Source organism: Bradyrhizobium sp. AUGA SZCCT0160 (genome assembly GCF_018130105.1).
In the GTDB taxonomy this organism is placed as follows: Bacteria; Pseudomonadota; Alphaproteobacteria; order Rhizobiales; family Xanthobacteraceae; genus Bradyrhizobium.
On record NZ_JAFCMD010000021.1, the window covers coordinates 1 to 19,513 of the forward strand.

Below are 19,513 nucleotides of genomic sequence, written 5' to 3' on the forward strand. Positions count from 1 at the left end.
TGTTGGCCACCGAGCCGAAGGTGCCGTTGACGCCGCCGGCCGCGTTCACGATCGTGTAGCGCCGCGCCACATAAGCGGCATTGGCGTAGATAGCGGAAACGGTCGCGCCGCCGAGCGTCGCGCTGCCGGTGACGTTGGTAAGATCCGAATTCGTCGGTGAGACTTCGACCAGGTAGGTCGAAGCTGCCGTGAATACCAGGCTGCCTTGCACCGAGAGGGTGCCGATCGAATTGCCGGGCGCCAGCGTGCCGCCCGCGATCGTGAGGTTGCCGACCGTGCCGGTGCCGCCGAGCGTGGCGCCGGCATTTACCGTGGTCAGGGCCGACGAGGCGATCGAACCATTCACCAGCAGCGTGCCGGCGTCGATGGTCGTATTGCCGGTGTAAATGTTGTTGCCCGCCAAATTCAGCGTGCCCGTTCCGGTCTTTATCAGTTGCCCGCCCGTTGCGCCGGGGTCGCCGCAGGCCACGCCGCTGGCGCCGCAGTCGCTGATGACGCCGGTCACCGTCGTGCTGAGATTGTTGCCCCCGACCGTCACACGGCGGGCGCCGAGATAGTATTCGCCGCCGCCGGCCAACGAGCCGATCGCAAGTGCACCATCATTCGCAGGACCCAAACTGTCGGAGAAATCGACGACCGCCACGGCACTATTGGTGACGGCGGCGTTGCCTCCGGTGCCTCTGACTGCGAATTCCAGCAGGCCATTGTTGGTGATGACGGCGTTCCCGGCGCTGCTCTGGGTCTGGAAAGAGAGAAAGTTATTGTTGATGATACTTGCGTTGCCGCCCTTGCTGCTATCGAAGAAGCGCGTCTCGCCGTTGTTGATGAACGTGGCGGTTCCTGCCGTACTGAAATCGCTAAACCGAATAAACGCCCCGGCGTTGTTGGTAATCGTGGCGGCGCCGCCGTTGACGATGCCGGCGTCATCGAAGGTCAACGTCTGGGTATTCGTGAACGAGTAGGCGGGCGCGCCGGCGTTGAATGTCCACGCGTCGACGCTGGTGTTGGCCGAGATAGTCAGGCTTGTGATGTTGGATGCACCAAAGAACGCGATGCCGGTCGGGACCGTGTTGGGATTCCAGTTCGTGCTCGTGTTGTAGTCGCTCGACCCGGGCGCGGCGAGCCACGTTGCGTCCTGGGCTTTCGCGGGCGCCGCGAGGCAGATCGTGACGGCGATTGCAATAGAGATCTGACGGTGGCGGCGACGCTGTGAATCCGAAGTCTCAGCCTTGGCTGACCTGGTTACCGAACCAGCGCCCAATCGAGATTCTTTTGCCATTCCCATTGCTCGTCACTCGTACGGCCGGGCGCTCCCTTGCGCGCCCTGACAACCGTCACTTTGGTTGTTCTACCTAAGCGAGGGCCGGGTAGCTAGGTAGGGCGGCTGTTCGGCAGCCAGGAACGAACAAAATGGCGAGCCGTGTGGCGTTTCCGCAACGGAAAATGCCCTCATATCTTCCTAATGACTTTGGGTCGCAGACGACGGAACGGTTGTATTCTGTATCCACTCAACCGCATCGGTCCGACAAGTCACAGCCCTACCTCATCGGGGGGCGCGTCGCCTTCTCGAATGTCAAAATAGTAGCGTCGCATCGCCCGGGGAGAAGTTGGCGCGGGCGTTTGATTTCCAATCAGATGGAACAGGCCAGAGGTCGGAAGCAGACGAGCACCGTAAGAAGGTGACATCTAGATGTGCAACGGTAGCGCAGCTACATGCCGATCTTTCGCCACACCCGGCCGTCTATAAAGTCCTGCAGGCCTTCGGAAAGCGCGTCGCGACCCGACGTCAGCAAGACTCGTTGGTTGGCTGCGCTCACCGCTTTGGAGCAAGCGGCGCCAACCATCGGACTAGATACGGGAACTTTCAGCAACGTCCGACATTTTAGGAGGGCAATCATAGCCCGGCCTTTGGCCGGGCTTTTCTTAGGCGAACAGAAAGGGCGGGTTCGCGCTTTCGACCCTTGTCGTCGACATTGGTGTCCAGCTAACGCAACCCGAGCGCGCGCGAAAGCCGCCTTGCAAGACTTAGCCCGCCCTAACCGGCGAGCTGGCGTTAGGAACGATTAGGCGCCATGCCGCCGACAGTATGCCCCTGCGTTTGATGCATCCTCGTTTATGAAGATCGATGCGGATTCTTCATGCGCTGATCCTTGTTAGCCCTGACCGCCTGTCTGCGTCGTCGATCAGAACGAAAAAGGGCTGGATGCTGATTTGCTCCAGCCCTTCATCCAGCCCTGCGTAGATGTCTGGTCAGAAACGGTAATTGAGACCGAGCTTACCGGTATGGACGCCCGGATCGCTGTGAATGCTGGTAAAAGTAGCAACCGGTGCGCAGAAGCCGCCTGTACAGAGACCGGTGGTATTATAGGTCTCGCGGGTCGCGATGTAGAGATACTCCCCTTTGAGGCTCCAGTTGCCAGCAAAGGCCCATTCCAGACCGGCGCCTGCCGCCCAGGTCGTCTGGAGGTGGCTGTTGTTAAGACTCGCGCTCGTCACCCCCACCGTCGATGCGTAGTTGTGGTTCTTCTCGACAAACGCGACACCACCCTTGCCGTAGAACAGCAGCCTGTCCACCGCGATACCCAACCGGCCGGCGATTACACCGTAAACATCACCAATACGGGTCGAATCAAAGCCGCCGGGCGAGAGGCCGGGGGGCGGCGCGTTGATGTCACGAACAGAGCGTTGCAGGTGGAGATAACCGGCTTCGCCCTCAAGACCGAAAACCCACTGCGATCCTGGCGCCTGCCAGTTATAGCCAACCGTGCCGCCGCCAATGAAGCTGCTGCCCAGCGAATAGTCGTTTGGCGTGGTCACACCGGCCACTGTAAACAAGCCGAAGCAAGAGGCACCAACCACGGTACAAGGCTCGGTGGATCTTGCGTTACGGTCGCCCGTCGCGCCTCCGACAAACCCGCCGATATAAAACCCTGTCCAGGTGAAGATGGGAGCAGCCATCGGTGCAGCTTTCACAGGCATGCGCATGTCTGCGGCCATTGCAGGTGCGGAAACGACTACCGCTGCTGTTGCTAGCGCTAAAACGATCGATCGCATTTGAATCACTCCCCAATGGATTGTCGACAAAGTTAGGGGAGAAATGTCGCTGCTGCTATGGCCTGAAGGCAACAGTCCCGCAAAAGTTGCATTGCCGAATTAGGTCCCGAGATGCGTCCGGCATCTGACGCTCGGCTTTTACTCAAACGGAGCCTAAAACCTTGAGGCCTTCTTCATCCAAACAGTTTGGGCCGTCGGAATGGGCGCGACCAGGAAAAGAGCGGAACTTCACAAGCCCCGGCGCAAGGGTCATCGGCGGCAGTGGCTGGGTTAAGTGCCCTCCGTGGTTTTGAACGTGCGGCGCGGTTCCGGCGACCAACAAATTCCACTGCTTAGGAGCCCTGATGCGCCGCTTCCTTCTCGCTACCGCGATGCTCGCCTATGCCATCCTGCCCGCGGCGGCGCTACTCGCCAACGAGCCTCCCGATACCCTTGTACGCGATGCGCTGGACGCGCCCTATGGGAGGGCCATGTTAGCGCGCTTTGCGGCTGCGGTAGAAAAGACCGCAGAGGCTGCGTGCCGCCGCGAGCGTGGGCTTAATTCGCCGGCTCTGGCGGCGGGTGTTCGCGACGTCTTGGTGCGCTACGGCGTGCGCCTCGCCACGCTTGTAAACGGGAGTCATGACGAGGGTGCCGCTGCGAAGGCCTTCGCTGCGAACATGGGACCGGACGCCGCAGCAGAACTCGCACGATTGGAACGCGATCCTGAGGTAGCCCGGTTCGAGGAACTGGCGCGCCCCCGTCGGCTCGCTAGCGTCGTCACCCAGACATTCGAGCAGTTCGACCATTACATCGCGATGGCTAGCCTCAAGCTCGAGAACGTGACGCCGGTCGCGCGCGGCGAGCAAGAGCCGATGCCGGAGGATCCGACGGTGGCCACCGAGGAGGCTGTGGAAAAGTTTATTGCGCAATCCTCATCGCATGCGCTGCAACGCTATCTCGAACTTGCCGACCAGGTCGAAGCGGCCCGCACCCGAAGCGTGAACTCGGAGAATGTCCGCAAGCTTGAACCCATGGAGCTGTTCGCAAACGCGGATCGCGACCTTGCCGCGCTGTGTATCGGCAAGAAGTGATCTCCGAGGTGACTGCGCTGCGACGGCGCGGAGATGCCAACTCTACCATAGAAGGGGCATCCGCCTCGTGGGTTGATGTCAATGATAGAGTTTTTATGGGGCCTTTTCACCCTTCTCGCGCGGGCGGCTATCTTCGTTTTCGAGACCATTGTGTTCGTCTCGAACTTAAAGCGCCTCGCACGATTTGCGACCGGCACCGACAAACTTATTGATGTACCCAGGGACCCGAAGACCCACTCGCCTGCAGCCCAGCGCGCACTCGATGAAACCGAGCAGCGCCGAACCCATGCCGCTCATGGCGGGGTGCGCGCATCATAGTCAGCGGCAAATAAGGCGTATGTCCGGGTCGTATTTCTTGAGGCAATTGGGCGAGCTTAGCGCGCGCGTTTCTGGCGGTCAGCCATGATGCGAAACTCCCATTTGGTGCACGGCCCGTCCGATCCCGTTGACGGCGGACCGTGCACAGGCCACTGCACTTGGAGGGATGATGGCCCGCCGAAGTAATCTCATCGCGACACTATCGTTCCTAACTGTAGTGACTTAAGGAAACTCGCCGCTCCTACGACTGCCGCCGCGGCCGATGCCCTGCAGCTTGATATGTATAAACGAAATCAAAAGCAGGAATGAGCGCCGCCTCGGCCTTTTTTTGCGCCCGCGGCCGCGAGGTACTCAAGACTAGAGCCCGGAAAGACCAATATCTTGCAGTAACTCGCGTTGGCACCCGCAGTTGCCTCAACGCGGCGTTGTTCAAGCGTCTAGCGGAAGACGCCTGGTCCAACCTGCTTGCCTTTGGTTTCTTTTGATACATGTAGCCCGCCTCGTTATTAACCAGCACCGAAGTCCGGCAGCATTGCGCCCTCGAACAAACTGGAAACGGCCGTATGCCCCTTTAGTGGAACATCGTTCACGGGGCGCGGAGAACAAAGGCGGTACGAACTTGGAATGCGGTCGGCAAGGGGCTTCAAGCCGACAAATCCAAAAAGGCAGCGGCTTCGGAATCAACTATAATGTGCGGATCGGCTTTGAAATGCGCGGTCGTCCAAGTTTAGGCCGCGGTGGGCGCTCTTTAGGTTTGACTGACATCACCGATAGACGCACGCCCAACCCCTCGAACAAAGCCATGACACGTCCGAGTTGAGGGTCGATTTCACCCCCGAACGTCTTGTACAGGTTGTCTCGTCGAAGGCCGGTTTCGCGTGCCATTGCCTTTACGTTTTGAGCTCTCATCACCTGATTTAGAGCAATTAAAACTTCAGGCAGATCGTTTTTGCGAAACACTTCATCTAGATACGCCGCGATCGCCCCTGGGTTGTCGCGGTAGAGTTTCGGGTCAAATTCGTCGTCCGACATCAAAGTCCTCAGTTCACTTTGCCGTTCAGTGTGGCATCCGGGTGACAGCCGTCAAAGCCGAATTGCGTATACTCCTCGCATTGAATTTTGGAATCGGTGCGACGCACCCGGCGCGACAGGTAGGGAATAGTGACATGAAGAAATTAGTGCTCGCTCTGGCTGCGGTAGCGGCAATCACCGGATCGGCCTCGGCCGCTGACCTCGGGGCCCGTCCGTATACCAAGGCTCCGCCCCCCCTGGCTCCTGTCTATAATTGGACCGGCTTTTACATCTTCGGCGGCGGTGGCGGCGGGCTGTGGAGTGCCGACAGCAACGTGGTCACTTCCCCGGGAGGCTTTGCACTCACCCGCGATCAGCGCCTTGGTGGCGACGGCTGGTTCGGAACGGTCGGCGTCGGTTACGATATGCAGTTCGGTGGCAAGTGGGTGGCCGGTATTTTCGGTGACGGCCAGTTCGGAAGCATCAAGGGTTCCCTCAGCGATCCCTTCTTCGGTAGCGAAGGTCGTGTAAAGCTCGAAACCAGCTATGCAGCGGGCGTGAGACTCGGCTATCTCGTTGCGCCGAATGTGCTGTCCTACGTCAACGGCGGTTACTCCGGTTCGGAATGGTCCGGCAGCACTCAGTCGTTTATCGTCCCCGGCGGGATCGATGTTACCACCACTCCTTCATTCCGTCGTGATGGCTGGTTCATCGGCGGCGGCGTCGAGAACAATCTCGACATCTTCGGAATCTCGGCCCCGGGCTGGTTCATGAAGACCGAATATCGCTCGGCATTTTACGATCGTGTTGATCTGCCTACAAGATTCACCCCTGGCTTTGGCGGCGCACTTACTGGTAGTGCGATTACCTTCAAGCCTTGGGTCCAGACCATCAGCACTTCGCTGGTCTATCGCTTCAACTGGGGTGCTCCGGCCGGAACGCGGTACTGATCTCCCGATTGATCAATCAAAAGCCCCGGCATCGTCCGGGGCTTTTTTTATTGGCGGGGTAAGTCGATGAAGTATGCGGATGATCTGCGTGGGATCGAGCGCAGGCTAACAGACCCAATCCGGCTCGGGGCACCCATATCACGCAGGCCTTACCTTACTCTCAAATTTTCCGCCGGGCCTTGTCTTTGAACCTCGAGTTCGCGTTGGAGTGCACGGACGGACGGCGTCGCCCCCGCAACTATCTCAGCACAAGCAGCAGACAGGCTCCGCTCTTTGGGAAGCTCATTTTTGTGTCCGAAAGGGATCAGCGGCGTCCACACCGGTCCCGGCGCCACCACATTCGCGCGAATGCCACTCCGCCAACATTTGCGGGAGCCCGCCGGTAAAGTTCTGGATTGCGCCCTTGGTGACAGCGTAGGCCAGCTAAATCGGGTTCGGCATGTCCGAATTGATCGATGCCGTATTGTGATCGCGCTGCCCGGCTCATGTGCGGCACGGCGGCCTTGGCCAGATAAAACATCGCGTGGATATTGACCGCAAAAGTCAACTGCCGACCGGAGAGTTTTGCAAGTTTCGAAGCGCTGGTGAAATCACTCATCCGACGCGTAACCAAGCCAAGCCGTGCTTCGCCAGGTAGGCAAGCGCAACGGAAAAAGCCACCGAGGCCAACCCGGTCCAAAAGAAAGACTGTCCGCGCGCGGCATTGACGGAGCGCAAATACAGATAAGCGCCGATTAATGTTCCATAGTTCCTTTTGAAGCTGCCGTTGAGTTTGGATATTTCGACTAATTCTGAAGACCTATCGAGATGTTCAGACATTGAGCCGGCTCCGTATGCGACTGCTAGACCAGCGCTTCATAAACCAGTGATTTGCCCGACGAGGCAAGTGGAATTTTACGATTTACAGAAATTTACTGGGTCTCCATGGTTCCCCGCAGAGGGCCCGTGTGGCGCCGTGCCGACCATACGGCCCTAGAGGGGGGCTCCGTGGTGGCCTGGGAGGGGCGGCCGAGCCTTGTCGCAGCGTTTTGCGCGGGAATTGGTAGTTCCTCTCGAAAATGGCGCTCAGTTGAAGGGCTTGCAGGGTTGAGACCCGGCTGGACCGCGCCCGATCCCAGCAGTCGGCACTATCCGGAGGACCGGATTGGCGCGGTCATCGCGTTGTTTTATCTGCCGGCTGGCCACAATCTCCTACGACTTTCAAGGCTCCGGCAGGATTGCTGACCGGGGATCACTGGTGACGTCATTCGTCAGCACCTACCCCTTTGGAAGAAACGCTTGACGTTGATCTATCCAATCACTTCGAACGGCATCAGGCGCGCGCCGCGAAAGCCGATAATCTCGATCGTCGGCGCAACAACTGCGGTAAAGCGCACGATATTGCTTCTCCTGCGACACGCATGGCGGCAAGCATCGCGCGTTGGCTCTGCTAGTTGAATGCGATGAGCAATCCTTGCGCAGGCGTCCTCGACGTCCCTTCACGCATGCAGTGCGGTGACGTGCTCCTGGCCGAAATAGGCCCGTTCCAGGCGGCGCGGCAGATCGGCCTCGGTGGTCGCGGCTTGCAGCACAATGCGCCCCTGGGCCAGCGCGCATACTCGATCGGCGGCCGCAAGCGCCTTCTCGATCAGCTGTTCGACCAGCAGTACGGCGGTGCCGTTCGCCCGCAGCTTCGCCACCACCGCAAGCACCCGGTCGACGAGCACAGGAGAGAGGCCCGCTGACGGTTCATCGAGCATCAGGAGGCGCGGCCTACGCACCAGCCCTTGGGCCACCGTCAGCATCTGCTGCTGCCCGCCGCTCAGCGCGCCGCCACGCTGGTGGCGCTTCTCGGCGATCTCCGGAAAGAAGTTTAGCGCCTCCTCGACCCGGGCCATGCGCTCGCCACGCGGCAGGTCATAGGCCGCGAGCAGCAGGTTGTCGGTCACCGATTGTTGGGTGAAGACGCGGTGACCTTCAATCACATGGACAAGGCCGGCCCGCGCCGCCTCCCGAGGGCCCCAGCCGCGCAAGTCCTGGCCCGCGAAACGCACGGAGCCGGTCCAAGGCAGCAGCCCGGAGACGGCGCGGAGAAGCGTCGTCTTGCCGCCGCCGTTCGGGCCGCAATGGCGCGCACGCCGCCGAAGGAGAGGACGATTCCCCTCAGCGTCATGGGCCTGTCGGCTCCGCTGCGTTCCAGAATCTCGCCCAGCAGGGCTGGCCGCGGCTTGATCGCCCGATCGCTTTGAAGCGGCTTGCGGTTCTTGAAATCAAGGAGCGCGGCGATGCCGCCGGGCATGGCGAGCACGATGATCAGGAGCAGCGCAGCATAGAGAAAGGTGGACCACGCGGCGAGCGGAGCGGCGATCTCCGGCAATATGGTGAGGATGATCGTGCCGATGAGCGGACCGAGAATGGAACCCCGGCCGCCGATCAGCACCGCGATAAAGAAGAGCAGCGACAGTTCGAAGGTAAAGGCGTCCGGCGTGATATAGGTCTGGAGGCTTGCGAACAGGCCGCCTGCGACCGCCGCCACCGCGCCACTGAACAGAAAGATGGTGACGAACAGCTTCGGTTTGGAAATGCCGTTCGCCTCGGCCGCCACATCGGCGTCGCGCACGGCGATCAGCGCTCGGCCGAATCGACTCTTGGCGACATTCGAGGTCGCCCAGGTGACGAGCGCGGCAAGGGCAAGGCAAAGATAGAGGAAACCCCAGGCGGTGTTGAACGGCGCCGGCATTTCCGGCCCGCTGATGCCGATGCCACCGCCGGTGACGCCCTGCCAGGCCAGCGCCACCTGGGTGACGATGGTTGCAAAGCCGAGCGTCGCCATGGCGAAATAAAAGGTGCGCAACCTTAACGCCGGCAGGCCGACGACGACGCCGAACAGCGCGCCCGCAACTGCGGCAACCGCCAGCGCCACGAAGGTCGGCAGGGGCGGCAGCACATTGCCGGCCGCGAGCACGCTCGTCGTATAGGCGCCGAGCGTCAGGAGCGCGACATAGCCGATGGCGAGCTGGCCGGCGTAGCCGACGACCAGGTTGAGGCCTGCAACCAGGACCCAATAGATCGCCGCGCGGGTGGTGATCAGCGCCCAATATTCGTTACCCGTAAGCGGCAGCAGCACGGCGAAGCCGAACAGGGCGACCAAAGGCAGGACCGTCGGCAAGGCGGCACGCCAGCCAATATCGGCAGGCGCCTTCGAGTGGATCGCCGGTTGACTCGTATCTGTCATTAGACTCTCCGCGCCGCGGGTGCGCCGAACAAGCCCTGCGGTGCCGCGAGCAGGACGACGATGAATAGCACGAAGACGGCAACCGATGAGAAGATGCCGCCGACCAGGAAATTGGCGGCCTGCTGGAAGACGCCGAGCGCGAGCCCGCCGATGACCGCGCCGCGATTATTGCCGAGGCCGCCGAGCGCAACCGGCACGAAGCCGTAGAAGTTGAGGAGCGGACCGTTGGCAAAGAAGGCGAGCAGCAATTGCCCACCGGCGAAGCCCGCTAGTCCGCCGATGGCTCCGGCGAGCGCATAGCTGGCGATTCTCAGATTGCGCTCGGGCAGGCCGAGCGCGCGGGCGGCGAAATTGTCCTCGGCGATGGCCAGGAAGGCGCGGCCGACCAGGGTCTTCCGGTAAAGAAGTTCGAGCCCGGCAATGGTTAGCGCGCAAGCAACCAGCGGGAGCCAGAATTTCTCGTCGAACACGCCCGAGCCGAAGCCGAAGAGTTTCGGGAAAGGCTGCGGTTCGGTGCTCCATTCGATGGCCGTGACCTGCTGGATCATCAGCGCCAGCGCCAGTGTCGAAAGCACATAGAGATGCTGTTCGAGGCTCTTCAAGACGGGGCGCACCGCGACGATCTCGGTCACCACGCCGATCAGCGCGCAAGCGCCAAGCGACGCCAGCAAGCCGATCACCGGCGGCCAGCCGAGGCGCAGCATGAACAGCGAGCCGAAGACGCCGCCGAGCATGCCGAGTTGGCCAGCGGTGAAGCTCATGACCCGGGAGGTGGCGAACATCGTGTTGTAGGTGATCCCGATGAGGGCATAGATGGCCCCGACCGCCAGGCCGGACGCCAGGATTGAAGCGAGCATCATCACCTCACTGATACCGAGATTGCGGGTGCCGCGGTTTGCGCCGCCGGCCGGTTAGGCGCGGTTGTCCTGGAGCGGTCGAAGTCCTGGAGCGATCGTGGGGATCGCATCCGGCGCGGTGCCGGATGCACGAAGCCCAGTTCATCATCGTGCGCCAGAATAGCCGGGCGCCAGCGCGAAGGCGCCGTTCTTGGCCGAGCTTGCCGCAGACATCACGACATCCGCGGTCGGATAGCCGTTGTGTTGAGTGGGGCTATAGCTGTAGTCGCCAAAATAGCCGTTGTATTTCGTAAGACTGTTCCAGTAGCCGGTGATCGCCTCGCTCGAGGAGGAGCCGCGCGCCTCCACCGCTTTGGCCACCAGGTCGACGGCGTCGATGCCGCACGCGACCCACCAGAGCAGCGTGTCCGAAAGGTTTACCTTGCCGGCGAGCCGCTCGACCAGTTCCTGGTTGCGCCCTTGCAGCTTGCCGTCGGCGCCGTAGCTGCAGCTCCGATAGCCGACGGCATAGACCTTGTCCCAATTGGCCGGCTTGTCGATAAGGCCGCCGATTTCCCCGGAAGACAGCGACGGGTGTCCGACAAAGGGAACATCCCAGCCCATGGCTGCGCGCGTGTTCATCATACGCGCTTCCATGCCGGTGGAGACGCTCCAGATCACGATTGCCTCTGCCCCGGCATTGCGGGCACGCAACAGGTCGGGCGTCAGGTCCGGCTGGGTCGCGTCGATGTTGGCCTGATAGACCACCTCGGCGCCGTCCTTCTTGAAGCCGGCGACGGACGCGTTGACCGCCGACACACCATAGCCGGTCGTGTCGCCGATCACCGCCACTTTCTTCAGCTTGAGGATCGCGAGGCAATAGTTGCGTACCGCGTCGTCCCACTGGGTATTGGACGGCGCGATGCGAAACGCGTTGGGGAATTTCTGGACGTCGATCAGGCTGTCGACCACGCAGGGGTGGATGTTGGGCATCTTGGCGCGCGCCATGATGGGGGTCACCGCCAGCGACTCGCCGGAATTGGTCGGGCCCCAGATGGCGTGAACGCGGGCCTGGCTGATCATCTCCTGGGTGGCGTTCACCGCCTTCGTCGGGTCGCCCTGGGTGTCGCGGGTAATCAGCTCCACCTTGCGTCCCTTGACGCCGCCGGCAGCATTGATGGCCTCGGTTGCATAGATGACGCCCCGGTTGAAGCCAACGCCCGGCGCCGAACTCGGGCCGGTGAGTGCGGCCAGCCAGCCGATTTTGATCGGCTCGTTCTGGGCGATGGCCGGACAGGCGAGACCGAGCACAGAAGCGCCCATTGCGGCCTTGGTGAATTGACGACGACTGATAATCATTTCGTTCTCCCTGTTGTTGTTTTCACCGCTCGTCGGTCGCGAGCTTCGGCTTGTTCTTGTCGTATTTCTTCCAGCAAAGGCTTCGTATCGCCGGAACCTGTCGCTTACGCGCCTTGCGGGCCTCACGTCCTCAAATGTGCGATATAGTCGCGGTTGAAAGTGAAGCCCCAGCCCGGCCGCTCGGGCACGATGGCGCAGCCATCGGCAAAGGTGAGCCGTTCGTTGTAAAGCGGCGAGAACCAGGGCATGTATTCAAGGAACACGGCATTGGACAGCGCGCCGAGTGCCTGGATGCTTGTTTCTGGGAACAGATGGCTCGAAACCGCCACGTCGTGGCTCTCGGCCATGTGGCCGACACGCATGAATTCGCTCAACCCCCCAACCCTTTGCATGTCGGGCATCAAGATGTCGGCGGAGCGCAACTCCAGCATGCGGCGGAAACCGTAGCGCGTGTATTCCGTCTCGCCCGAGGCGATCGGCGTGTCGAGCGCGGCCGAAACACGGGCGAGGCCATCCAGGTCCCAGGCCGGCAGCGGCTCCTCGAACCAGGTGAGATCGAATTCCTCCAGCATCCGGCCGAGCCGGATCGCTTGTGCTTCGTTAAGGCCCTGGTTCGCATCGGCCATCAGCTTGATCTTCGGGCCGATCGCCTGACGCACGGCCCGAACGCGGGCGATGTCTTCCTTCGGATCGGCATGGCCGAGCCGCATCTTCATCGCGCCAAAACCTTCGGCCACGAAGCGGCCCGCTTCCTCGACCAGTTCGTCGGTGGCGAGCGACAGCCAGAGTCCGCCGCTGTGATAGACCGGCACGCGGTCCTGGGCGCCGCCCAGCATGCGGTAGAGCGGCAGGCCCGCAGCCTTTCCCGCAAGATCCCAGAGCGCGCCGTCCAGGGCCGAGATGCCGACGACGGGGACGCCCTTGTGGCCGAGGAAATTGATGTCCTTCCAGGCGCGCGCCCAAAAATTGGCGATATGCCCGGGATCGCGGCCGATAATGAGATCGGCGAGTTCATCGACCATCTGGCGCAGCACGGCGGTGCGCCGGTTGTTCAGCGTGAAGATCAGGTTCTCGCCGGTCAGGCCTTCATCGGTCCTGACCGTGACCAGCACGCAGCCGAAATCGCGGATCTGGCCCAGGGCGCTGCCGATCGGCGACGGCAGGGTTACGAGAACGGATTCTGTCTCGACCTTGAGGACCTTCATCAATGGGCCCGCCATTCATTGCGCATGGCTTCGCCAACCTGATAGCGCCGGAGCACGTCCAGATCCGGTTCGCAGCCGAGCCCGGGACCATGAGGCAGGCTGAGTTTGCCGTCCTTGGCGCGCACCCACGGGTCGAACGGATTGGCCTCCATCTCGAGCCAGAGCACTTCGATCAGCGGCTTCTCCATGCGCGCGGCAGCGATATGCAGAGTGGCGACGAAGCCCGGGCCGAAATACGGGCTGTGCGGAGCAACCGCCACGCCATGGGTCTGGCACAGGTCGAAAACCCTGAGCATCTCGCCGATGCCGCCCACCTTGGTGACGCTAGGCTGAGCGATGTCGATGGCGCCTGCCTCGATCAGCGACTTGAAACCGAACACGCCGGCGACATTCTCACCCGCCGAGATCGGGATGCCATGGGCGCGGATGCTGGCGAGCCCATGCACGTCCTCCGGTGGCCAGACCGGCTCTTCCAGCCAGTAGAGCCCATCACCGGCGAGCGAGGCGGCCATTTCGCGCGCCACCTGCGGCGACCACGCGCAATTGACGTCAAGCATGATCGCGGCAGTACTCGCCGCGCGCTGCGCGGCGAGCACTGCCGGCCGGGTCACTTCATGCAGCTTGATGAAGCGATAGCCTGCGGCGCATGCATCCGCGGTGTTCTTCGACACCAGGGCGTCGTCTCCATAGTTCAACAGGCTTGCGTAGCCGTCCATCGGCCCTGGGTCACGCCCGCCGAGCAGGCGATAGAGCGGTTGGCCGGCGCGCTTTCCTGCGAGGTCCCAGAGCGCGATCTCGATGCCGGACCAGCCATAGAGAAAGGAGCCGTTGCGGCCGAGCAGGTGCAGGGCGTGCGAGATCTGGCGTGACAAGCCGTTGATGTCCCCGGCGTCGCGCCCGAGCACCAGCGGCGCGACGATGGTGTCGATCGCCGTCTTGGTGGCGGGAATGGCGGCATGGCCGAAAGCCTCCCCCCAGCCGGTGCGACCGTCCTCGGTCTCCACCTTGACAATGAGCACGTCGAGCGTCGTCCAGGGCTTGCCGGCAAAAGCGGGCTTCGGGCCGCCCATGTCGAAGGGCAGCGACACGACGCAGGTTTCAACCGCGGTAATCTTCATGGCCAGTCAGCGTTTCCTCAGGATTCTTGACCGGCACGCTAGGCATCCCCCAAAATAAGTTCAATTGTGCCTGCCTTAATTCTGTATAAGGCAGACTGATGTCACTCAGCCTGCGCCAGCTTCAAGTCGTCCACGCCGTCAGCCGCAGCGGATCGGTGACGGCGGCTGCGGACGCGCTCGGAATCTCGCAGCCCGCGGTGAGCATGATGCTGAGGGACTGCGCCCGGCTCGCCGGCTTTCCCCTGTTCCTCAGAAAGCAGGGACGGTTGCAGCCGACGGCCGAGACCAAGCTCCTGCTGACCGATCTCGAACGGGTTTTCGACGGTGTCGACCGCATCGGGCGGCTAATCGAGGACATGGGCGACGCCCATGTCGGCACCATTCAGATCGCGGCGACCGCGACGCTCGCCGACAATATCCTGCCTGTGGCGATCGCCGCCTTCCAGCAGGCGCGGCCGCGCATCCACATCGTGGTGCGCAGCTCCGACACTCCGAGCGTCATCGCCAGCGTTGTGCGCGAGGAGGTCGACCTCGGTCTCGTCCTGTCGCCGCTCACTCATCACGATGCGCTCGCGCTCGATCTTTGCGTCGCCGACCTCGTCGCCATTGTCCATCCGGACCACGAGCTCGCCCGCCGCGAGACGGTCGGGCCACGCGATATCCAGCCCTTTCCGCTGATCTCATTCAGCCGCAGCCAGCCACTCGGCACGTTGGTGGAGCAGGCCTTTCGTGAGGCCGGCCTGCCGCGTCGCATCGCCCTCGAGGTCAACCAGTCGTCAGTCGCCTGCGCGCTGGCGCGGGCGGGGGCCGGCATCGCCGTGATTGACCCGTTCTGGCTGACCGAAGCGCGCGAGCATGGCGTCGTCTGTCTGAAGTTCCGGCCGAAGACGCCGGTCGCCGCCCAGGTGCTGATCAACAGCAGCACGCCCCTGTCGCGGCCGGCGCGTCGCTTCCTCGCTACGCTGCGCCAAACAGTGCAGGGGCTGCAGCGCCAAGGTGCGCTGCAGGAGTCTCGGGAACACACTCTTTCAAAGAGACGGCCAAGAGGCCGCAATCCCGGCAAGCCTCGAGCATGAGGCCTTGATCGACGTGGCTCGCGGATCGAACCGCATCGCACATCCTCATCAGGGCTTGCTCTTGGATGCGACGAGCTCACGCATCAGGGGCTTTGAGCCGTCGAGAAACAGCCTGACGGCGTCAACGACGACGTCATCCAACTGGGTCGGCGTCGGCGTTTGATAGACGAAACGCCGGATGGCTATGTAAAAGATGCGACCATGCAGGCCCCAGAACATTTCCACCTCGCGTTCCGAGAGTTTTACCTCATCGATCGGAGGCAGTTTGAGGTCGTGTCGCAGCTCGCAGCAGGCCGGTTCGATGATTTCTTTTCGAATGATCTCGAGATAGCGCTTGGTGATGTCAAAGGACTTCATTCCGGAGAAGACGAATATCCTGACCCAGTTATATTCGAACACTCGCTCGACGTACTCCAGGTAAAACCTTGTCAGCCTCGTCTGCAGCGGCAGGCTCCGGTCGCGAATAAGGTCGCTCCATGATGGCGACCATCGGCTGAGATAAATTTCTTCATAGACCCGCTCGATCAGAGCCTCTTTGCTCGGGAAGTGGCGGTAGATCGCGGAATGGGTGATGCCCATGCGCTTGGCAAACTCGCGCGTCTGTCCGCCAAATCCCTGCTCGGCAAAAAATCGCACGGCCTCGTCGACGATGAAGCGCTCTCGCTCCGCGGCACGCATATTTTGGCGTGGTCGCTTCTTCGTTGATTTAACTTCTTTTTTCGCCATTTGCAGTTCGCCTTGCGGTCGCTATCGATACTCCATTTCTCATTAGTGACCAAATGGTCGTTTTTAGTTGACTTCGAAAAACCGGCGTGATGTTGATTTCAGACCAAATGGTCACAAATTTGGGATGGACGAAACAGCCGGGAGTTTGCCTTTGAAGGCGCGGGGATTCAGCTACGCACGGCCCTCCACCGTGATGGAGGCGCTCGAGACGTTCGCGGATTCGGGCGAAGATGCGAGCTACATTGCTGGTGGCCAGAGTCTGGTTCCGGCGCTCGCCTTGCGTTTGCAAGCGCCGCAACTGTTGATCGACATTGTCCATATCGAGGCGCTTCGCGGCGTCGAGCTGCAGGGGGATTGGCTGCGCATCGGCGCGCTCACCCGGCATTGCGAGGTGTTGACCAATCCCCTGATTGCCCGGCACGCGCCGCTCTATCACGCGGCGGCGCCGCACGTCGCGCATCCGGCGATCCGCAACAGAGGCACGATCGGCGGCAGCGTCGCCCATTCCGATCCTGCGTCGGAGTTTCCGGCGATGACGCTGGCGATGGGCGCCGAACTGGAGCTCATCAGCCGCACGCGGACACGCCGGGTCGCAGCTGATGACTTCTTCATCGATCTTTTTCAGACCGCCATCGAACCCGGTGAACTGCTCGTCGCGATCCACGTGCCGGTGATCCGGACAGGACATCGATGGGCCTTTCACGAACTCGCCCGCCGGCGCGGGGACTATGCGCTGGTCGGCTGCGGAGTGCTGGCTGAATTCTCCGACGATCTGATCGAGCACATCAGCATCGTGTTCTTCTCCGTTGGGAACACGCCGCTGCGTGCCCGACAGACCGAGCAGATTCTAATCGGCAGGAGATTGGACGAGGCCGCGGTGACGGCAGCCCAGGCCGTGGTCGGCGACGATCTCGATCCACCCGAGGATGAGCATGTGCCGCCCGACATGAAGCGTCACCTCGCACGCGTTCTTCTCGGCCGATTGCTCGGCCAAATCATGAGGCAAGACTCGTGAGCGAGCCGGTCAATATCAACATGACGGTTAATGGAAGCGAGGTGTCGCGCAACGTTGCGCCGCGTGACACCCTGGCGGATTTCCTGCGCCAGGCGCTGGAACTCACCGGAACGCATACGGGCTGTGAGATGGGCGCGTGCGGTGCCTGCTTGGTCGTCGTCGATGGACGGGTCGTGCATTCCTGTTTGATGTTCGCGGTGCAGGCGGGTGGCTCGGTGATCGAGACCGTGGAAGGCCTGACCGAACGCGCCGCAATTGCCGATCTCCAGGATGCGTTTCATCTGCGCAATGCCTTGCAATGCGGTTTCTGTACGCCGGGGATGCTGATGACGGCTTACAGCCTGCTGTCGCAGCCCGGTATTCCCACGCGCGACGAGATCCGGGATGCGCTGTCGGGGAATTATTGCCGTTGCACCGGGTACGAAGCGATCGTGGATGCGATCGAGAACGTCGCCCGTGACCGCGACGCGGCCTCCATTGCGCGGACGCGCGAGGGAGCCGGCGCATGAACGTACTTACCTCACTCGATCGTCCGAATTCCTACATCGGCCGCTCGGTCCCGCGACCCAATGCCAAACGGCTGCTGGCTGGCCGCGGCCGTTACGTCACCGACATCGTGCTGCCACGCATGCTGCATGTTGCCTATGTGCGCAGCCCTTACGCCCATGCGCGGATCGTCTCGATCGATGCGCAAGTCGCGCGCGAGATGCCCGGGGTGAAGCTGGTCGCGACGGGGAAAGATGTCGCACGCCTCTGCACCCCGTGGGTCGGGACCATGGAGCATTTCAAGGGTATGAAATCGCCGCCGCAGCTGCCATTGCCGGTCGACAAGGTGGTGTGGTCGGGGCAGGCGGTGGTCGCCGTCGTCGCGGATACAAGGGCACTGGCCGAGGATGCCGCCGAGACCGTTGCCATCGAATTCGATGAACTGCCTGCTGTCGTCGATATCGACGCAGCCCGCGTGGCCGGTTCGCCCGTCATTTCTCCCGAACTGGGCAGCAATCTTTGCTTCCACGGCAAGATCGACACCGGCGGGGTGGACGACGTCTTCGCCAACGCCGCGCATATCGTCGAGGAGGAGTTTCACTTCGGGCGTCATACGGCCGTGACCATGGAGCCGCGGGCGATCATCGCGGATTATGACGCCAGCGAGCAGCAGCTGACGGTGCATCACGCCACCCAGACGCCCTATCAGTTCCAAGACATCTATTCGCGCCATTACGGCATTCCAGAATCCCGCGTGCGGGTGATCGCGCCCGATATCGGCGGTTCGTTCGGCATGAAGCTTCACATGTACCACGAGGACATGGCCGTGGTCGGCCTCAGCATCATGCTGGGTCGTCCGGTCAAGTACGTAGCCGACCGCATCGAATCGTTCGTCTCGGACATCCATGCAAGGGACCATCGTGTCCGGGCTCGCATGGCTGTTGATGCCGAAGGCGAAATTCTCGCAATGGATGTGGAAGATGTGACGGCCATCGGCGCCTTCTCCGCCTATCCACGCACCAGCGTCGTCGAGGGCAATCAGGTTTACCGGTTGATGGGCGCGCCTTACACGTTCAGGAACTACCGCGCCGATTTGCAGGTGGTGTTCCAGAACAAGGTGCAGATGAGTCAGTACCGCGCCGTCGGGCATCCGATCGCCTGTGCGGTCACCGAACGGCTCGTCGACATGATCGCCGGGAAGATGGCGTGCGACGTTTTCGAGATTCGCAGCGGCAACCTGATACCCGACGATGCCTACCCCTGTACGTCGCCGACGGGCTACCAGTTCGAAGCGCTCTCGCACCATGCATGCCTCGCCAGGCTGCGACAGATGATGGACTACGACCGGTTGCGGGCCGAGCAGGCGGAGCTTCGGACAAAGGGTATTCATCGCGGCATCGGTATCGCGACGTTCGTCGAGATCACCAATCCCGGCCCGGCATTCTACGGCGTCGGCGGTGCGCGGATCGGCGCGGCCGACTATTCCACGTTCATGCCGCGTTTGCGTTCGATGCGTCCCGACTTCCTGTGCATCAGCAATTTCGGCCGCGACCAGGCGAATTCGATCAAGCAGGCCGTCGATTTCGGCTTGAAGCAGCAGGCAAAGATCGTCGTGCCGGTCATCCTGCATAACCAGCGGCTGGCGGTTGGACCCGAGGTTTTCGAGGGTGTCGTCGGTGGTGCGAACTATTACTGGGGCCTCGAGAGCCAGCTCCCGAGCGCGAAGGCGTTCAACGATGCCTATCGGGCCGCCAATGGTGGCGCGATCCCGACCGACTATGGCGCCTATGGTTATACCGGCCTGTCGTCGCTGCTGATGGCCATGCAGGTGGCCGGCGGCACCGACACCGACAAGGTGATCGCAGCGCTGGAAGCTTTGAAGTACGACGTGGCCAAGGGTCCGCAAAGCTACCGGAAGTGCGATCACCAGTCGGTGCAGTCCGTCCTCGTGCTCGAGTCGCAGAAAAAGGCCGACATGAAGAGCGACGCCGACCTGTTCAAGGTCGTCGCCAACGAGCCTGCCTCCGAGAAAGTGCTACGCGGCTGCACCGAACTTGGCTTCCCCGCCTAAC

General features: G+C 61.9%; 19 protein-coding genes and 1 pseudogene. 8 read left to right on the forward strand and 12 right to left on the reverse strand.

Annotated features, from left to right (window positions below; translation table 11 throughout):
- Together JQ558_RS27885 and JQ558_RS27890 are read right to left on the reverse strand one after the other, a co-directional pair.
- On the reverse strand, nucleotides 1-1,279 hold a 1,279-nt coding region (locus tag JQ558_RS27885), incomplete at its 3' end, for an autotransporter-associated beta strand repeat-containing protein (protein WP_249142668.1).
- Between the two features lie 971 nt (nucleotides 1,280-2,250).
- Complete coding sequence (locus JQ558_RS27890; protein WP_212277115.1) at nucleotides 2,251-3,054, reverse strand: outer membrane protein; 804 nt, start codon at nucleotides 3,052-3,054, stop codon at nucleotides 2,251-2,253.
- Nucleotides 3,055-3,398: 344 nt separating this feature from the next.
- Between JQ558_RS27890 and JQ558_RS27895 the strand changes: the two genes are divergently transcribed.
- Nucleotides 3,399-4,127, forward strand: coding sequence for a hypothetical protein (locus JQ558_RS27895; RefSeq protein WP_212295791.1), 729 nt, complete (start codon nucleotides 3,399-3,401; stop codon nucleotides 4,125-4,127).
- Between the two features lie 81 nt (nucleotides 4,128-4,208).
- Entirely contained in the window at nucleotides 4,209-4,445 is a 237-nt protein-coding gene (locus JQ558_RS27900; protein WP_212295792.1) for a hypothetical protein, read from the forward strand.
- Between the two features lie 684 nt (nucleotides 4,446-5,129).
- Here JQ558_RS27900 and JQ558_RS27905 read toward each other — a convergent pair.
- Nucleotides 5,130-5,477: an addiction module antidote protein gene (locus JQ558_RS27905; protein ID WP_212295793.1), complete on the reverse strand. Its 348-nt coding sequence runs from the start codon at nucleotides 5,475-5,477 to the stop codon at nucleotides 5,130-5,132.
- 134 nt (nucleotides 5,478-5,611) lie between these two features.
- On the opposite strand from JQ558_RS27905, the gene JQ558_RS27910 reads away from it, so the two are divergent.
- Nucleotides 5,612-6,406 carry an outer membrane protein gene (locus JQ558_RS27910; RefSeq protein ID WP_212295794.1) on the forward strand — a complete coding sequence of 265 codons (795 nt, stop codon included), beginning with the start codon at nucleotides 5,612-5,614 and terminating at the stop codon, nucleotides 6,404-6,406.
- 299 nt (nucleotides 6,407-6,705) lie between these two features.
- On the opposite strand, the pseudogene JQ558_RS38405 reads toward JQ558_RS27910, so the two are convergent.
- Both JQ558_RS38405 and JQ558_RS27920 read right to left on the reverse strand, forming a co-directional pair.
- Nucleotides 6,706-6,956: pseudogene (locus tag JQ558_RS38405) on the reverse strand (SDR family NAD(P)-dependent oxidoreductase); the annotation flags it as partial.
- A 44-nt stretch (nucleotides 6,957-7,000) separates the two neighbouring features.
- A complete protein-coding gene (locus JQ558_RS27920; protein ID WP_212295795.1) occupies nucleotides 7,001-7,225 on the reverse strand; it encodes a hypothetical protein in 225 nt (74 codons plus the stop codon).
- Nucleotides 7,226-7,330: 105 nt separating this feature from the next.
- On the opposite strand from JQ558_RS27920, the gene JQ558_RS37490 reads away from it, so the two are divergent.
- Entirely contained in the window at nucleotides 7,331-7,630 is a 300-nt protein-coding gene (locus JQ558_RS37490; protein ID WP_249142677.1) for a DUF4863 family protein, read from the forward strand.
- 254 nt (nucleotides 7,631-7,884) lie between these two features.
- Here JQ558_RS37490 and JQ558_RS37495 read toward each other — a convergent pair whose 3' ends face one another.
- The 6 genes from JQ558_RS37495 to JQ558_RS27950 all read right to left on the reverse strand — a co-directional run bounded on the left by JQ558_RS37495 (nucleotide 7,885) and on the right by JQ558_RS27950 (nucleotide 14,138).
- Nucleotides 7,885-8,460 carry an ATP-binding cassette domain-containing protein gene (locus tag JQ558_RS37495; protein WP_312015042.1) on the reverse strand — a complete coding sequence of 192 codons (576 nt, stop codon included), beginning with the start codon at nucleotides 8,458-8,460 and terminating at the stop codon, nucleotides 7,885-7,887.
- Nucleotides 8,367-9,620 carry a branched-chain amino acid ABC transporter permease gene (locus JQ558_RS27930; RefSeq protein WP_249142669.1) on the reverse strand — a complete coding sequence of 418 codons (1,254 nt, stop codon included), beginning with the start codon at nucleotides 9,618-9,620 and terminating at the stop codon, nucleotides 8,367-8,369. The genes JQ558_RS37495 and JQ558_RS27930 overlap by 94 nt, the downstream gene beginning before the upstream one ends.
- Nucleotides 9,620-10,477 (reverse strand): branched-chain amino acid ABC transporter permease, encoded by an 858-nt coding sequence (locus JQ558_RS27935; protein WP_212295796.1) that lies wholly within the window; start codon nucleotides 10,475-10,477, stop codon nucleotides 9,620-9,622. Before JQ558_RS27935 ends, JQ558_RS27930 begins: the two co-directional genes overlap by 1 nt.
- Nucleotides 10,478-10,621: 144 nt before the next feature.
- Nucleotides 10,622-11,815 carry an ABC transporter substrate-binding protein gene (locus tag JQ558_RS27940; RefSeq protein ID WP_249142670.1) on the reverse strand — a complete coding sequence of 398 codons (1,194 nt, stop codon included), beginning with the start codon at nucleotides 11,813-11,815 and terminating at the stop codon, nucleotides 10,622-10,624.
- 122 nt (nucleotides 11,816-11,937) lie between these two features.
- A complete protein-coding gene (locus JQ558_RS27945) occupies nucleotides 11,938-13,020 on the reverse strand; it encodes a mandelate racemase/muconate lactonizing enzyme family protein (RefSeq protein WP_212295797.1) in 1,083 nt (360 codons plus the stop codon).
- The gene (locus tag JQ558_RS27950; protein ID WP_212295798.1) at nucleotides 13,020-14,138 is read right to left on the reverse strand and encodes a mandelate racemase/muconate lactonizing enzyme family protein; all 1,119 of its coding nucleotides are present in this window, start codon (nucleotides 14,136-14,138) and stop codon (nucleotides 13,020-13,022) included. The genes JQ558_RS27945 and JQ558_RS27950 overlap by 1 nt, the downstream gene beginning before the upstream one ends.
- A 98-nt stretch (nucleotides 14,139-14,236) precedes the next feature.
- Between JQ558_RS27950 and JQ558_RS27955 the strand changes: the two genes are divergently transcribed.
- Entirely contained in the window at nucleotides 14,237-15,214 is a 978-nt protein-coding gene (locus tag JQ558_RS27955) for a LysR family transcriptional regulator (RefSeq protein ID WP_212295799.1), read from the forward strand.
- A gap of 48 nt (nucleotides 15,215-15,262) precedes the next feature.
- Here the strand turns inward: JQ558_RS27955 and JQ558_RS27960 are convergent, their stop codons facing one another.
- Entirely contained in the window at nucleotides 15,263-15,940 is a 678-nt protein-coding gene (locus JQ558_RS27960) for a TetR/AcrR family transcriptional regulator (protein ID WP_249142671.1), read from the reverse strand.
- 151 nt (nucleotides 15,941-16,091) lie between these two features.
- On the opposite strand from JQ558_RS27960, the gene JQ558_RS27965 reads away from it, so the two are divergent.
- Genes JQ558_RS27965 through JQ558_RS27975 form a run of 3 tightly spaced genes read left to right on the forward strand, consistent with a single transcriptional unit; the run spans nucleotide 16,092 to nucleotide 19,512 of the window.
- On the forward strand, nucleotides 16,092-16,955 hold the full coding sequence (locus tag JQ558_RS27965; RefSeq protein WP_212295800.1) for a xanthine dehydrogenase family protein subunit M: 864 nt from the start codon (nucleotides 16,092-16,094) through the stop codon (nucleotides 16,953-16,955).
- Between the two features lie 20 nt (nucleotides 16,956-16,975).
- Nucleotides 16,976-17,464, forward strand: a complete 489-nt coding sequence (locus JQ558_RS27970; protein WP_212295868.1) for a (2Fe-2S)-binding protein — start codon at nucleotides 16,976-16,978, stop codon at nucleotides 17,462-17,464.
- Nucleotides 17,461-19,512: a molybdopterin cofactor-binding domain-containing protein gene (locus JQ558_RS27975; protein ID WP_249142672.1), complete on the forward strand. Its 2,052-nt coding sequence runs from the start codon at nucleotides 17,461-17,463 to the stop codon at nucleotides 19,510-19,512. The genes JQ558_RS27970 and JQ558_RS27975 overlap by 4 nt, the downstream gene beginning before the upstream one ends.
- Nucleotide 19,513: the final 1 nt, after the last annotated feature.